Here is a 13,046-nt window from a genome sequence, read left to right as displayed (position 1 = left end):
TCCTCAAGTCCCGTTGTCGCTGAGATCGACCTGGACGTAGACGACGGCGGACTTTCCGCTCTTCGTCACCGCGCCCATGAAGTAGGCGCTGATCACCTCGCCGACGCCGATGGTCGCGTAGGCCCCGGTCGTGAAGGCCGTGGAATCGTTCATATTGATGCGGCTGTCCCCAGAGAGCCGGACCCAGCGGATCGTAGCGCCGGCCGTGCCGCCCGAGACCGTGACGGTGACCGAGTTCGAGGTCTGAACAGGGCCCGCACCATTTCGAGCGCCTCCGATGAAGCCGGTGTTGGTCGAGGCGCTGAAGGCCGACGCCAGGGTGTTGTCGAACACGTAGGGCGAGGCGGTCATGCGCCCGTTGTCGCCGTTGCCCGTGGTCATGGAGCCAAGGCCGATATTCGACGGCCCCCACCACTCGATCAGGTTGCCGCCCTGTCCGAACGGCGCGCCGAGCGCCAGGACGCGCCGCCGCCCATTGATGACGGTCTGGAGCGTGTCGGTCGCGTCATCGAAGACGGTGTTATCGCCGAAGCCGATCTGCTGGGCGCCCAGGCGGATGTAGCTGCCCGCGCCCGTGGACGACACGATCTCGACGACCGCCGGCTGTCCGCCCTGCGCATCCGCGACAATCCGGATCCGCGCCTCGTTCAGCTTGCTCGCCGCATCCTGTGACGTGGACAGGGCAAGGGCCGCCGTGGCGCTGACACCGTTGAGGCTGGATTGCGTGGCGAAGGTGAGAGCGGCCGTCGACTTGTAGTCGTCGGTGTACGACTTCGCGGACTGGAGCGTCGAGGCGTCGCCATTCGCCCGTTCCGTCTTCGTCGAATAGAGCAGCGAGGCTTCGGCCGCCTTGTCGTCCGAATACGATCGGGCCTGCTGAAGCGTGGTCGAGAGGGCGCTGTCCGTCTGCGCCTTCGTGTAGACGGTGTTCAGGGCCGTCGCGAGCTTGCCGTCGGAATAGGACTGCGCCGACGACAGGGTCGCGGCGTTGGCCTGCCCCATGGCGACCTGCGTGGCGAAGGTCAGCGAGGCTTGGGTCTTGTAGTCGTCGGTATAGGCCTTGGCCTCGATGACGGCGTTCGCATCGCCGCTCGCGCGCTCAGCTTTTGTAGAGAACAGCAGCTGCGCTTCGGACTTGTAAGTGTCGGTATAAGACCGCGCCGACTGGAGCGTCGTCGCCATCCCGGCGTCGGTCTGGGCCTTCGTGTAGACGGTCAGCATGGCAGACGAGAGCTGACCCGTCGTGAACGACTTGGCCTCGTTCAGCGTCGCCGCCAGCCCGCCGTTCAGGGCGGTGATGGTGGCGAAGGTTTGAGAAGCCGAGGATGCGAAGTTGTCGGTGTAGGCCTTGCTCTGTTGGATCGCCGCCGCCACCGCCGTGTCCCGGGCGCCGGCTTCGTTCAAGAGGTCTTCGACCCGCTGTGATGCCTCGGCCTCCAGCTTCTGCTGTTCGTCGAGGATGGTCTCCAATACGACCTCGGCCAAGTGCTCGGCGGCGTCCCGGCCAGTGGCTATTCCTTCAATCTGTCCGGTCACTTCCGAGACGATTTGCTCAACCGTCTCCTCAGACACGCCCGCCGTCAGCGTCGGCGCGACATACGGCCCATAGACGTAGCGGTCGCTGAAGTTGGAGCTTCGCTGGTAGCGAACGGCGATGAAGTAAGTCGCGGCCGATTGCAGCCCCACAATGGGGATGCTGGTCACATCAGGCGGCCCGGCATAGGCCTGCGTCCAGGGGCCGTCAGCCGTCGGGCCCCATTCCACGATCACCGCCGTCGCCGTCGCGTTGGACACCAGGCCCGTCAGGTCGAAACCGGGTTGTTGGGTGCCGTCGCCGGAAGGAGGCCGGGGTGTAATGACCCAATCGCCGGGGAGGGGCGGGGTGACGAAGGTCGGATCGACTGCCTCTAGCGCGGGCGGCGCCGGCGGCGTCGGCGACTGGCCATAGGCGTAGGCATACTTGCCGTCGGTCTCGCTGACGAAGGTGACCGTGTGGACGCCCGTCGTCGCATCGTACGAGGTCTCGAGCGCCAGGCACTTCAGCCCGTTCAGCACGAACTCAGGCTCGGTGATGGTGAAGGCTGACCCGGCCTCGATGCCTTGCATGTACGGCTTGAGCGGAATGCGGCCCGAAATGCCCTCGCGCGTGTTGGCGATGCCCAGGCACATCAGCTCGGCGGCCTGCTTCGCCACCGGTACGAACGAGTAGGTCATCGGCATCGAGCGCTGACGCCCGCCGTCCTGGGTGATCCATTCCGGCGCCGACACCTCGCCGAGCGCCGTCATCTTCCAGCCGTCGGCTTCGGAGAGATAGGTCGGGACGCCGGTGTTTTTGCGATCGACGTAGCTGGACGACGTATCGAGCTCGATGGGACCGGCCGTATCAGCCGCGGTCACCGTGGCGACGCTGACGCGCGGCGCGGCGCGGTGAAGGCAGGACATCTTGCCCGACTTCTCGATGTAGTAGGCACCGGCAGCCTGCAGGAAGGCGTTCAGCACCTGGGCCTTGTCATCGTCGGTCGAGGGCCAGGCCGCGACCTTCCATCCGTGAGTGTCCGCGATGTTGGCCAGCTCTGTCAGGCTGGCGAAGTCAATTACGCCCGGCGTGACGCCGATGCCGCCGACTTGGTAGTCGATCTGGGGCGCGCCCTTGCCGGTCGGGCCTTCCCAGAGGCCGTACGTCCACTTGGCTGCCCAGAGCGCGGGGTTCTCGCTGAAGGTCCAAGTCGAGGGATCGTTCAGGCGCTGAGACCCGGCCCCGCCGGGGTAGGTCGAGTCCTGTCGCCAGTCGTAGACGCACAGACCCTTGATGATGTGCCGAGGCTTTGGTTGCTGACCCTTGTAGGCGCTGCCCTTGCTGTTCTCGGACAAGGTGACGATGAAGCCGGCCTTGCCAGACAGCTTATGTGAAGGGCCCCAATCGGGAAGGGTCGCGCCGCGCTCCAGACCCGACGGGCTCGCGAGATACGAGGCCTCCGGCTGATTGCCCAGCTGGCGGCGCATCCACATGACGTTGGCGAAGTAGGAGGTGTTCGCCTTGCCGTTCGCGTCGAAGGTGACGGGGATATCGTTGGCGGTGAAGCTCTCAAACTCGGTGATTGGCCCGGCATCGGACACGACCGTGACCGCGCTGAAATACATCCGGTCGTTCGGGCCGTAGGCCTTCTTGTGCCGCAGATCACCCGCCACGGCGATACGGCCGACCGCGAAGTGCATGGGGCCGTTGGGATCGCCAACCCAGCCAAGGGCAGAACCCGCCGTCGAGACCTTGGGCTGGGATAGGGCGCCGCCGACGCTCGACACCAGCGAGCCGACAGTCAGCAGAGCACCGGCCGAGACGCTGAAGCTCCCGACTGACAGGACGGCGCTCGTCGCGAGGCTTGCCGAACCCAGCAGGCCAGCACCTGCCCCAAAGGCCAGGGCCGCGCCGCCGGTCGCCGCGATGGCGCCGACGATGACGATGGCGGTGCCGACCGCTTTCAGCGCCTTGCCCATCAGACCATCCAGACTTTGGCGGGGATGAAGTCCTCAGCCAGCTTGATCGTCACACCGACGTCGGAGCCGTCCTGGTAGCCGCTCACGTAGCCGTCCCCGAGATAGACGCCGAGCGTACAGCCGAAGGCGTCATCGCCGGGCATGCTCAGCAGATCGGCGGGGCGGATCATGGCAAAGGGGATCGCCAGCAGGCCAGTCGCGTCGACGCCCTGATCCAGCGACGTAAACCCGAGCTTGCGCATCGCCTTATAGGCACCGGCCTCAGAGCTCCACTTCACGCCCTTGAGCAGCCCGGTCGAATGCTTGCGCAGGTGCAGGACGTGCCGGGCCTGACGGACGCAGTCGCCGTGCTTGAAGTCGAGCGGCTTGCCGACGAAGCGGTCAACGCAGGCCTGGGCGACGCGCACCCTTTCATCCCACAGGTTCATGAGACCTCAGATCGCTGCGAAATAGGAGCGGTCGATTACGTTCCCGCCGCCGCCGACAGTGACCGTGCTGATCGCGCCGGGCGGTTGCTCGGTGCGCCAATAGTCGTCGTCGGTCAGGCGCGAGACGTTGGCGTGTCCAAGCTCGCCCCAGATACGCCGATGCGTGGCGTCGTTGGCTCGCCAGTCGGTGTTGGCGATCAGCTGCAGTTCGCCTTCGGTGCCGCACTCAATGACGACTTCCCAGCTGCTCTCATCGACCGTGAAGCGGGCCTTGTCGAACTGGCCTTGGAACTTGAGCTTGGGCTGTCCGATCAGCTGACCAGACGGCGCGTGAATGGCGCCTTCCCACCATTGGACCAGACCGGTTTGGTTGAGCGGGTCGGCGAGAAGCTGGACGGCCTCCCGGCTCTCGGCATTGATGGTCAGTTCGACGCGGGTCGTCGTGCCCGATCCGCCTTCGGTCAGCTGTCCGATGGTGTCGAGCGAGCCGATGCCCGCATGGGCCCCGAGATAGACCTCGCCGGCATAAACGACGAAGCCGCCATCGGTCAGTCGAACGGTGCCCGACTTCAGGACCAGGCGGACCAAAACGCAGGGCACATGGACCGGCTGGCGAAGCTCGGCCTCCAGGACAGGATCAAGAGCCATCAGCCGCGCTCGCGCACCGTGAAGGAGAACTGCGTCATGCGATCCACCCCGACGACCTGTTCACTGAGCTCGCGGACGAAGCCCTCGATCATCGGCTGGGCGATCTCGACGACGTCGTTGTCCGCCGGCGGATAGCGGAGCATCGTCCGAAGCGGGATCGAGGCCTGCCCGCCAGCGACGGTCACGTCCACGGCGGCCCTGTAGAGATAGCGCCGGCCATTGGTCAACACGCTCAGGAATTGGCCTTTGCGGATGACATAGCCGTTGGTCAGCCCATCCACGATCAGGGTGGTTCCGGCTTGGCCCGCACCCTTCACCAGAGGCGTCCCCGGGGCCCCGGTGTCGAAGCCCGGCTGGTAGACGCGCATCAGGACCGTCACGCCCTCCGCGTTCAGGTCGTCCCATGCCATGGCCGTGACGTAGCGCATCGGCGGAAGTTGGAAGGTCAGGGCGTAGCGGGAGCCCTTGCGCTGACGCTCCTGCTCATCACCGCCCAAGGCCGAGACGAGGACGTTCTTGTTGGTCAGCAGTTGGACGCCCATGCTCGACGGAGCCGGGGTCGATGGAAGTGCGAGAACAGGCATCGGCTATCCTCGGCGGTATTTGGAAATGCGGGCCTCGCGCTGGCGTTGGGCCTCGCCGGCTTGGAAGGCTCCGACCCCGGCCTGCATGGCGCCAGGGGCGGCTTGCTCGCGGACGCGGACGTCGAAGTAGGGGGAGGGGATGACTTCGACCTGAGACCGGCCGCTGCCCATCGCTTGCACGGCGTGCGCCGGAATGACGTCTGTCCCCGACGGGAGGTTGGCCAGCACCTCTCCGGCGTGGACGTAGGCCAGGCCGCCGCCGAAGTTGGTCACCCCGCTGGAGAAGCCCGGAATCCGAAGTGCGGACTTGATCGCTGAGAAGATCGAAGAGCCGACGCCACCGCCACCACCCGAGCCGCCAAACAGCATGTCCGCGAGCGGTTCAGTAATCGACTTGCGCACCGCGATCGCAGCCAGGTCAGCGAGGATTTGACGCGCGACATTGCTGAACACCTCTCCGAGGCTTCGGCTGTTGGTGATCGCGTCGACCAGACCGTTGTTCAGCGCGTCCAGGCCACGCGCCGCGACGTTCTCGTAGGCCTCGGAGATTTCATCAGCGGATTTCAGGCTCTCATCCCGCCATTTCTCCAGCGGGGTGAGGTTGTTCCGGATGACGCCGTTGCGCTCTGCACGGTCAATCCGGCCATTCGTCGCCATGGCATCGTCGCGCTGGGCCTGGGTTAGGTTCGGGTTGCGCTCCAGTTCCAGGCGAAGCGCTTCACGGCGCTGACGCTGGGTGATCTCCAGCAAGTCCAGCTCAATCCGCTGGCGTTCCTTCGCGGTGCGGGCCGCGCCGGACTGAAGCGAAAGTAGGTCGGCGGTCAGACCGGAGAGCAGCTTCTCAGTCGCCAGGCGCTCGTCTTGGATTTCGCGGAAGGCGTTGTCGGTCAGCAGCCGGTCTTCGAGGGCGTCGGCCGAAGCGTTGGCTGCGTCCAGCTGGCGGCGCTCGGCGGCTTTGATCTCGCCCCGGTCGGTCTTGCTCTGGATTTCGGCGTCGCGCGCCTCGCGATCCATCTTCAGCTGCTCGCGCGCAATGTCGTAGCGCTGCTGGGCTGTGAGGATGTCGTCTTCGGCGACTTGGAGCAGGCGCTGGCGGGCGCGGAAGATTTCCTGCTCGACGCGTTCGGACCTTCTGGCTTCGCGCTCGGCGGCGCGTTGGGCGCTGTTGTCGGTGCGGGTGCGGCCGGCTGGTACGGAAAGCGTGCCGGCGAAGTCATTGCGAGGTGTGCGGGGCGACGGCGGCGAGACACCGAAGGCAGCTACCGCGTTGGCGTCGATCGGATTGGCGTAATCCGGGAGGCTGTTGCCGGCGCGAATGTCAGCGGCGGCTCGGAACGTCCTTCCAGAGACGACAGACCCAACCGTGCTCCCGATGGCGCGGAGGGGGCCCATGATGCCGCCTTCCTTGATGCCTGTGGTGACGCCGTCGCCGTACATGGCGTCGACACGCGTCTTCCAAGTTTGAGCGCGCTCGATGAAAGCGTTCAGGCCCCGCAGCGCGTCGGCGATATAGCTGGTGAAGGTCAGCACTTCGTCTGACAGCTCGATGAAGGCCCCGGCGAGTTGGATGCCGATCACTTGCGCCAGGTCTTCCATCTGGCCTTGGGCTTCCGATCCCTTCCGGATCAGGTCTTCGTCCATCACGAAGCCGAGGGCTTGCGCCTCGTCCCTCAGCCGAGCGACTTCAGCCGAACCGTCTCGAAGTGCCGAAGCGAGCGGACCAAGGCCCAGCCGTTCAGCAATCGCGGCGCGGTCGCTTTCGCTCTTCAGCGAACCGATACGGTCCACGACCTCATCAAGCGCCGCCTCGACATCCTTGAAGCCGCGAAGGTCTTCCGGATCTAGTCGCAGGGCTGCGAAGGCCTTCACATCCGCCTTCGATAGTTCGGCGGCGGCAGAGGCGAACTTGTTGGAGAAGGTCTCTAGCGAGCCGCTGACTGCTGAGGCGTCCTCGCCGGTTTTGCGCGCGACGTATTGCCATTCCTGAAGTGCGGCCGTGCCGATCCCGATGCGCTGGGCCGAGTTGGCCAAGTCGTCGGCCATCTTGAGGCTGGCCTGGCCGAACTGTACCGCAATGGCGAGGCCAGCGGCCGCTACGGCGGCGACGGCAGCAATGCCGACGCCGATCGCCTTACCCATCTTTCCAAACGACGCCCCCACGCGGTCTGCGCCGGCGGTCGCATCCCTCTCCATGGCGCCGACGGCCTGTTTCACGTCGGTCTCGGAATCGCGCAGATCCTGCTTCAGCTTGTCGCGTGTGGCGCGCAGCTCCCATGAGGCGCTGCCGACTACAGGGCTGTCGGTCATGCCGCCTCCAAACAAAAAGGCCCGCCGAAGCGAGCCCTGATAGGATCAATGTCGAGGGCGCTAGTCGCGCCGTCTGGTCGTCAGGAGGATGGTGCCGACGATGAGAGAGGTCGAACCCAAGACCAGCATCTGTGTCTGCAGGGCCAGAAGCTGCGCGGCGCTGCCAAGGCCCAACGTTTGGGGCGGGCCAGCAAGGGCCAGAAGCCCAAAGCCACCGAGAGCGAGGCCCAGCAGCACGAGTATCCAACCGGCGATCAGCTTCAGCATTCGTCACTCCCGAAAGAGCGACAGGCTATTGGAGGGGTTCCGAGTCAGCAAGCTTGACCAGCAAGCGCTGAAAATGCGGGGCGATTCGCGCACATTGTCAGAAAAAATGATATTTCTGCGCCTTGCCCGGCTGGGGCAAGTGATCAACCGCATAGAGCGCTTGCTCATGCCATGACGGGGACGAAAAGTCAAGTTGACGGAGCCGTCAAGGCCTGCAACCCATGCCTTTGATCCTCATTTCCCTGATGAAGATCCACCTCTCAGCAAGAAAGGAGCACGCATGGCCATTTCGTTCAAACCCCGTACGGGCGCTTTCAAGCCGATCGGCCTCGTCAGAAAGGCTGAGTTTAAAACGATCATCGCGCACTGCAAAAATCCTCCGCGCGCTTCGTCCAGACTGAAGGCGAAGCTTCGCGCAGCGAAGATGGTGACGAAGACGGCTTCCTAGGCGTTCTCTATGGCGGTTGTCATTGAGACGCTAAGCGACATCCATGATTGTTCCGTCTTTTCGTGCGGAAGAAATGATGTGTTGGATCGCTTCTGTCGCGACAGGGCGTTAGGCGACCACTCCGCCAATATTCTCCGGGTTCGTGTCGCTGTCTCCGACGAGGGGCAGGTTGTGGGTTATCACGCCCTCACGGCCGATAGCGTCAAACAAGCCAGCCTGAGCTACATGGTGGGCCGGCACGAGAAGAAGATACCCGTAGTACATCTTGCGATGATCGCAGTGTGTGAACACCACCAAGGCGGGGACGTAGGCGCAGCCCTCATGCGGGATGTTATGGTCAGCGCTGCCGCTGCCGCTTGGCATGTCGGCGCGTGCGGACTCTATCTTGAGGCCGCCTGTGAAGCACTAGTACCGTACTACGAGGATTGGGATTTCAAACGAATATCCACCCGTAGCCTCGCGATGTTCATGCATATAGACACGCTTCGCGACGGCCTCGTTCCAGCGGATAATGACGACGCGGACGTTCAAGATGCCAGCACAGCGGCTTGAGGACCTAGGCTGACGTTGCATCGGTCTGATTAAGCCTCAGACAGGTCCACGATCTCGACGCCATAAACACGGGCGATCCGGTTGAACTCTGCGTCGGCCATCGCTTCGGCATCGGAGGCTTTGCCGGATGGGTCGAAGAACTCACGGAAATAGTGCTGCGGCCCTGACAGCGTCGGCTCCCGCTCAACAGCGAGACGAGCGACCATCCACCCGGTCCAGAGGGCCGAGGCTGCTTCACCGCGCCCGCGCTCGGTCAGGATCATGCCCAGGCGATAGGGCGTCAGCTTCCAGAAGTCGGCTTCGGACAGCCCGCCTTTCAGCGCCGCCCGAAGAGCCGCCTCCACAGCGTCGGCCGGCGCGTCTGAGGGTTTGCGGGGCCAGCTTCGGCGGACCTCCCGGCCGGGCCGTATTGGGCAAGCTCCCAGGCATCCCAGCAGGCTTTCATGCAAGGCGACAGGGGAAACGCGGCGACCGGGGAGCCAATCACGTCGACCTTGGTGATAGCGCCGGCGGTCAGAACCTCCAGGAGATCACCGAGAGCAGACGACGCCCCGGCACGACCCTTCTGGAGCACCTTGAAGCGATCCAGCAGCCAGTCGTGGCCTTTGGCGTCCAAGGCGGCGAAGGTCAGTTGCAGGGCGACCTGTCGCTCGTCTGGGAGCGACAGGCGCACAATGCCGAGGCGGGCGTCGTTCATCTTACGGCGTCACGTTGCCGCGAGTAGGCTTGGCGTCGGGGGTGATCGAGCCCGAGTAGGTGACCACGCCGTTCACCGGCGCCGCCAAGTTCAGGACTGGCACGCCGCTGAACACCTGGGCCTTCGTGCCGCGGATCAGGCGGAACTGGAGGGCCTCGTTGTCGTCCGAAGCGTCGTGCAACGCGATCTGAGCTTCGTCCGCCGCCTCGTCGTGCATCGTGAAGGTCAGGGGCGTGTTCGCACGCGGCCCGCTGATGCTCTCGGTCGAGCCGGGCGCCGTGTCGAAATCGGTCGTGTCGATACGGTTCTCGGAGAAGCCGAGGCCGTTGGCGACGGTGACGCCGGGGATGTTGGTCCAATCGGGAGTGCCGGTGGCTGACAGGTCCACCTGCAGCTTCATATAGCCTTGCGCCAAGGTGGGCATGGTCAGAGGTCCTTTTTCAGTTGGATCCGGAGCTGAACCCGCCGACCGACCAGCGAGGGGTCAGTGGTCGGCGCTGCAACCGGCCCGGTAGCGGTCGCGAGAGAGCAGGTTCCATCCTCGACCTCGATCTGAGAGGCGTGAAGGTGGAAGAGGTCGCGGATGTCACGGCCCAGCGCGTCAATGGCAGCTGTCGAGCCGGTGTCGCGGGCGTAGAGGCGGACGTCTTGGGTGATGTCGCGGATAGTCTCGGAGAAGGTGCTGGCGTCGATGTCAGCCGACGGCGCAGCGATGATCAGAGCGGCTTTGCCCGAGAACTGGAAGTCGTCAGGGGCGCGATCATTGAAGATGGCGGCGCGGCCCTCGAAAATGTCGAGGCGGTCGATGATCGACAGAGAACCGTTCAGGCGGGCGAAGATGGCGGCGGTGCTGTTCATTCTCTCGCCCCCCTGACAAACGCCTCGGTCAGCTCGCGCTGGTTCTCTTTCGCCGGCACATCCATGAAGGGGCGGGCTGCGATACGCTCGGTGCCGTTGTGCAGGGGCAGGGCATAGACGGCGTTGGCTGTGACCGTGCCGACCTTGGCGTCCCCGTCGTCGCGGATGGTCTGATCGGCGTTCGTGTTGGCGACGAGGTTGCCCAGGTCGCGGGCAGGTGGCTCGCCGGGGGCTGAGGCCTGGTGCTTGCCGTACTGCTTCCCCGAGCCTGCCCGGTTCAGGACATCGGTCTTGAGGATGCGCTCGTATTCACCCAGAGCCTGTCGGAGGCCAGCTTCAGCCGCGCGATCCGAAACCGCATCAATGGCGCCGAGGTCGAGCGTGACTTTCGCCATCGGGGTCTCCTATGACGACCGGATGTCCGAACCCCTGAAGCTCGTCATCGTCTCGCTCACCGAGCCGCGCCAGTATCTGACCGCCGGCAAGGAATGGTCGCCTGACCGAAGCGAAGCAGTCGAGTTGGATTGGCGCGAGGCCGCGGAAATGAGGGCGTCTCTGCCGAAGGGCGTACAGGCCGCTCCGGTGCCGGCGAAGGACGCCTAGCGCGCCTGCAACTCGGCGAGAGCGCCCGCTAGGTCGCCGGTCCGCTCGATGACTTCGAACGTGGTCATCAGCAGGCCCTTGGCGGGGTCGGGCGCTGCGATCTTGTGGCCCTTGGACGGATAGATGCCCGACGGCAGGCTGGCGGCGAGAACCAGGACCCGTCGATCGGTGGCAGGGATGCCCAGCGCGACGCGGCGGGTGTCCTTGTAGCTGCCGACGAGGGCCTTGCAGGGATAGATCGTCGCCGGGCCCGTCGTGAAGCCGCCCTGGCCATCTGGCGTGCGCGAGCCTGGCACCGTCAGGGCGCCGTCTTCGAAGTCCCCGCCGAAGTCTTCCAGCGCCTCTTCGGCGACACCCGTGATGATGCTCATAAGGGCCACTTCCTGATCGCGATGAACTCGTCACAGCGGCATGCCACGATCTCGGAGGCCGGCGCGCCGCGTGAGGTGTCGCCGGGGAACATCATCTGCGCGCCGCTCTGGCTGGTGAACGGCATGTCGAGACCGCGAACCTCTTGCCCGTTCATGGCATCATGGGTGTCGCGTTGGCGTCCGTCCTGGCTCGTGGACCAGCCGCGCACGATGTCCATGGCATCGACCCGGCCATCGTCGACGAGCTGCTGGAACGCCTCATGCTTGGCGGCGCGGATAGCGGACAGGCCTTCGGTGCGCGCGATGACCTCGCCACGGAGGCGGATCAGACGGGCGGAATAGCGGCTGATCGCGGTGCGGGCGGTCTCGAGCGGGACGGGCTTGCCGGTCTCGATGGCGCGGGCCACGGCCTTGTCATAGCGGCGGTCGCGCTGATTGCGGGTTAGATAATTGCGGAGCAGGGCAGGATCCGTCGACGCCAACTCAGCGCGGGCGGTGGCGACGTAGTCACGATAGGGGCCGGACAGACCGATCAGGCCGCCTTCGCGGTTACCGGTGGCCCGGCTGATCCGCCCGACCAGATCCAGCGCCACAGACCGGGGGCCGGCGCCGCGCGCCATGCCGTCGGCGAGGAATGCGCGGGCCTGGTCGATTTCGCCCTGCGTCAGGCGGGTGATGAGCGTGGCGGCTGTCTCGCGGATGATCGCGGCGGCGCGCTGATTGCCGGGGTCGAAGCGGAAGCCGATGGACACGGCGGCCGGCATGGTGGCGACAGCGCCTTGACCCCCGGCGGTGAAGGCCTCGACCAGCTTGGCTTCGATCGGCTGGAAGGCGCCGCGATTGATGTGGAGCGCTGCAATCGCGTCTTCGAGGTCGCCGCGCCTTATGGCTTGCTCCAAACGGTGAAATTCGACGCCGCGCGTCAAATCCCGGATCGCGGCCATGAAGGCTTCGGCGACTTCCACGCCAAACTTCGCCGCCAGCTCTCGGAAGAGCCGTCGTTGGGACGGGCGCTTTGCCATGTCGGATTAGGGCTTCAGTTGCCCGGCGTGGTGGCCAGCCTCGGCCATGAGATCAAGATAGGCCTCGAACTTGGCCTGGGCCTGCTCGCGATGATGCAGAACGACGGTTTGGCCTTCATTTTTGGCGACCGCCATCATCATGGCTTCGGCGCTGTCGAGCATGGCGCTGAACGCCGCGTCAGCGAGATCCATCGGCTCGCGGTGCGCAGTCAGGCGCGGATCATCGTTGTCGATGCGGCGGGTCACGGCCGGGACAGTCGCACAGGTCAGCATGTCAGCCAACCGCCCATAGGCCGAGCGCGGCTGGCGCGTCTTCTGGAATGAGGAACGGGGCGAGCAGGCCTTCGACGGCGCTCAGCCGCAGCGTGTTGTCGGTGACAGCGTTGCCGCTGCCCTCGAAGTATTCCTTTTCGAGGGTGTCGATCTTCTTGCGCTTCAGGGCGCCGGAGTTAGCTGCGGAAATCGAGAGCGAGCCGGGCTTCAGCGCTTCCTGGATGGCTGCATGATAGCTGGCGACGATGACGTTGCGTGGGACCACGTCGGCGGCGACTGGCGTCTTCCATGCCATCGCGTTGATGCGGGGCCAGGCGCGCTCCTGGTCGATCCCTCCGGCCGGCTCGCCGCGAAACCGGGGGCCGTAAAGGCCGTCGAGGTAGTCACTGGCCCGCTGGCGCAGCTGGGCTACGGTCAGGTCGCCGGTCGAGGTCGAATAGCCGTTCTCGGCCGCCCACTCGTTGAACCCTTGATCTGATCCGTAGCCCGCCAC

At 65.2% G+C, this 13,046-nt stretch carries 18 protein-coding genes; 4 read left to right on the top strand and 14 right to left on the bottom strand.

The window, feature by feature from the left end; translation table 11 throughout:
- Positions 1-3: 3 nt before the first annotated feature.
- From RT123_RS02180 to RT123_RS02155, 6 genes are read right to left on the bottom strand one after another with little or no spacing between them, the layout of a single operon-like run.
- Entirely contained in the window at positions 4-3,495 is a 3,492-nt protein-coding gene (locus RT123_RS02180) for a hypothetical protein (protein WP_313007485.1), read from the bottom strand.
- A complete protein-coding gene (locus RT123_RS02175; RefSeq protein ID WP_313007484.1) occupies positions 3,495-3,923 on the bottom strand; it encodes a DUF6950 family protein in 429 nt (142 codons plus the stop codon). The genes RT123_RS02180 and RT123_RS02175 overlap by 1 nt, the downstream gene beginning before the upstream one ends.
- Positions 3,924-3,929: 6 nt before the next feature.
- Positions 3,930-4,571 (bottom strand): hypothetical protein, encoded by a 642-nt coding sequence (locus RT123_RS02170; RefSeq protein ID WP_295169687.1) that lies wholly within the window; start codon positions 4,569-4,571, stop codon positions 3,930-3,932.
- Entirely contained in the window at positions 4,571-5,155 is a 585-nt protein-coding gene (locus RT123_RS02165) for a hypothetical protein (RefSeq protein ID WP_313007481.1), read from the bottom strand. The genes RT123_RS02170 and RT123_RS02165 overlap by 1 nt, the downstream gene beginning before the upstream one ends.
- Positions 5,156-5,158: 3 nt before the next feature.
- Complete coding sequence (locus RT123_RS02160; RefSeq protein WP_313007480.1) at positions 5,159-7,462, bottom strand: hypothetical protein; 2,304 nt, start codon at positions 7,460-7,462, stop codon at positions 5,159-5,161.
- A gap of 60 nt (positions 7,463-7,522) precedes the next feature.
- Entirely contained in the window at positions 7,523-7,729 is a 207-nt protein-coding gene (locus tag RT123_RS02155) for a hypothetical protein (RefSeq protein WP_313007479.1), read from the bottom strand.
- A 280-nt stretch (positions 7,730-8,009) separates the two neighbouring features.
- On the opposite strand from RT123_RS02155, the gene RT123_RS02150 reads away from it, so the two are divergent.
- Positions 8,010-8,177, top strand: coding sequence for a hypothetical protein (locus RT123_RS02150; protein WP_313007478.1), 168 nt, complete (start codon positions 8,010-8,012; stop codon positions 8,175-8,177).
- Positions 8,178-8,186: 9 nt separating this feature from the next.
- Positions 8,187-8,729 (top strand): hypothetical protein, encoded by a 543-nt coding sequence (locus RT123_RS02145; RefSeq protein ID WP_313007476.1) that lies wholly within the window; start codon positions 8,187-8,189, stop codon positions 8,727-8,729.
- Positions 8,730-8,758: 29 nt separating this feature from the next.
- Here RT123_RS02145 and RT123_RS02140 read toward each other — a convergent pair whose 3' ends face one another.
- The 5 genes from RT123_RS02140 to RT123_RS02120 are packed head-to-tail and all read right to left on the bottom strand — an operon-like array spanning position 8,759 to position 10,679.
- Positions 8,759-9,073, bottom strand: coding sequence for a hypothetical protein (locus RT123_RS02140; protein ID WP_313007475.1), 315 nt, complete (start codon positions 9,071-9,073; stop codon positions 8,759-8,761).
- On the bottom strand, positions 9,046-9,426 hold the full coding sequence (locus RT123_RS02135; RefSeq protein WP_313007473.1) for a hypothetical protein: 381 nt from the start codon (positions 9,424-9,426) through the stop codon (positions 9,046-9,048). Before RT123_RS02135 ends, RT123_RS02140 begins: the two co-directional genes overlap by 28 nt.
- A 1-nt stretch (position 9,427) precedes the next feature.
- Complete coding sequence (locus RT123_RS02130; protein ID WP_313007471.1) at positions 9,428-9,850, bottom strand: hypothetical protein; 423 nt, start codon at positions 9,848-9,850, stop codon at positions 9,428-9,430.
- A 2-nt stretch (positions 9,851-9,852) separates the two neighbouring features.
- Positions 9,853-10,284 carry a hypothetical protein gene (locus RT123_RS02125; protein WP_313007469.1) on the bottom strand — a complete coding sequence of 144 codons (432 nt, stop codon included), beginning with the start codon at positions 10,282-10,284 and terminating at the stop codon, positions 9,853-9,855.
- On the bottom strand, positions 10,281-10,679 hold the full coding sequence (locus tag RT123_RS02120; protein ID WP_313007467.1) for a hypothetical protein: 399 nt from the start codon (positions 10,677-10,679) through the stop codon (positions 10,281-10,283). Before RT123_RS02120 ends, RT123_RS02125 begins: the two co-directional genes overlap by 4 nt.
- Between RT123_RS02120 and RT123_RS02115 the strand changes: the two genes are divergently transcribed.
- Positions 10,666-10,887, top strand: a complete 222-nt coding sequence (locus RT123_RS02115; RefSeq protein WP_271041004.1) for a hypothetical protein — start codon at positions 10,666-10,668, stop codon at positions 10,885-10,887. The two genes, RT123_RS02120 and RT123_RS02115, sit on opposite strands and share 14 nt — an antisense overlap.
- Here the strand turns inward: RT123_RS02115 and RT123_RS02110 are convergent.
- Together RT123_RS02110 and RT123_RS02105 are read right to left on the bottom strand one after the other, a co-directional pair.
- The gene (locus RT123_RS02110) at positions 10,884-11,258 is read right to left on the bottom strand and encodes a hypothetical protein (RefSeq protein WP_313007464.1); all 375 of its coding nucleotides are present in this window, start codon (positions 11,256-11,258) and stop codon (positions 10,884-10,886) included. The genes RT123_RS02115 and RT123_RS02110 overlap by 4 nt on opposite strands.
- Entirely contained in the window at positions 11,255-12,022 is a 768-nt protein-coding gene (locus RT123_RS02105; protein ID WP_313007462.1) for a phage minor head protein, read from the bottom strand. The genes RT123_RS02110 and RT123_RS02105 overlap by 4 nt, the downstream gene beginning before the upstream one ends.
- A 15-nt stretch (positions 12,023-12,037) precedes the next feature.
- Here RT123_RS02105 and RT123_RS02100 point away from each other — a divergent pair, with 15 nt between their 5' ends.
- Entirely contained in the window at positions 12,038-12,604 is a 567-nt protein-coding gene (locus tag RT123_RS02100; protein WP_313007460.1) for a hypothetical protein, read from the top strand.
- Here the strand turns inward: RT123_RS02100 and RT123_RS02095 are convergent.
- Positions 12,555-13,046, bottom strand: coding sequence for a DnaT-like ssDNA-binding protein (locus RT123_RS02095; protein WP_313007458.1), 492 nt, complete (start codon positions 13,044-13,046; stop codon positions 12,555-12,557). The genes RT123_RS02100 and RT123_RS02095 overlap by 50 nt on opposite strands.

It is taken from the genome of Brevundimonas vesicularis, assembly GCF_032067225.1.
In the GTDB taxonomy this organism is placed as follows: Bacteria; Pseudomonadota; Alphaproteobacteria; order Caulobacterales; family Caulobacteraceae; genus Brevundimonas; species Brevundimonas vesicularis_F.
The sequence above is the reverse complement of the archived record's forward strand: the minus strand, read 5'-3'. Positions and strand labels throughout refer to the sequence as shown.

Excerpts from the sequence above, each read along its gene's own strand:
- RT123_RS02165 (WP_313007481.1), bottom strand. The coding sequence starts at position 5,155 with ATGCCTGTTCTCGCACTTCCATCGACCCCGGCTCCGTCGAGCATGGGC.
- RT123_RS02145 (WP_313007476.1), top strand. The coding sequence starts at position 8,187 with ATGGCGGTTGTCATTGAGACGCTAAGCGACATCCATGATTGTTCCGTC.
- RT123_RS02125 (WP_313007469.1), bottom strand. The coding sequence starts at position 10,284 with ATGAACAGCACCGCCGCCATCTTCGCCCGCCTGAACGGTTCTCTGTCG.
- RT123_RS02150 (WP_313007478.1), top strand. The coding sequence starts at position 8,010 with ATGGCCATTTCGTTCAAACCCCGTACGGGCGCTTTCAAGCCGATCGGC.
- RT123_RS02175 (WP_313007484.1), bottom strand. The coding sequence starts at position 3,923 with ATGAACCTGTGGGATGAAAGGGTGCGCGTCGCCCAGGCCTGCGTTGAC.
- RT123_RS02110 (WP_313007464.1), bottom strand. The coding sequence starts at position 11,258 with ATGAGCATCATCACGGGTGTCGCCGAAGAGGCGCTGGAAGACTTCGGC.
- RT123_RS02105 (WP_313007462.1), bottom strand. The coding sequence starts at position 12,022 with ATGCCGGCCGCCGTGTCCATCGGCTTCCGCTTCGACCCCGGCAATCAG.
- RT123_RS02160 (WP_313007480.1), bottom strand. The coding sequence starts at position 7,462 with ATGACCGACAGCCCTGTAGTCGGCAGCGCCTCATGGGAGCTGCGCGCC.
- RT123_RS02170 (WP_295169687.1), bottom strand. The coding sequence starts at position 4,571 with ATGGCTCTTGATCCTGTCCTGGAGGCCGAGCTTCGCCAGCCGGTCCAT.
- RT123_RS02130 (WP_313007471.1), bottom strand. The coding sequence starts at position 9,850 with ATGCCCACCTTGGCGCAAGGCTATATGAAGCTGCAGGTGGACCTGTCA.
- RT123_RS02155 (WP_313007479.1), bottom strand. The coding sequence starts at position 7,729 with ATGCTGAAGCTGATCGCCGGTTGGATACTCGTGCTGCTGGGCCTCGCT.
- RT123_RS02135 (WP_313007473.1), bottom strand. The coding sequence starts at position 9,426 with ATGAACGACGCCCGCCTCGGCATTGTGCGCCTGTCGCTCCCAGACGAG.
- RT123_RS02180 (WP_313007485.1), bottom strand. The coding sequence starts at position 3,495 with ATGGGCAAGGCGCTGAAAGCGGTCGGCACCGCCATCGTCATCGTCGGC.
- RT123_RS02120 (WP_313007467.1), bottom strand. The coding sequence starts at position 10,679 with ATGGCGAAAGTCACGCTCGACCTCGGCGCCATTGATGCGGTTTCGGAT.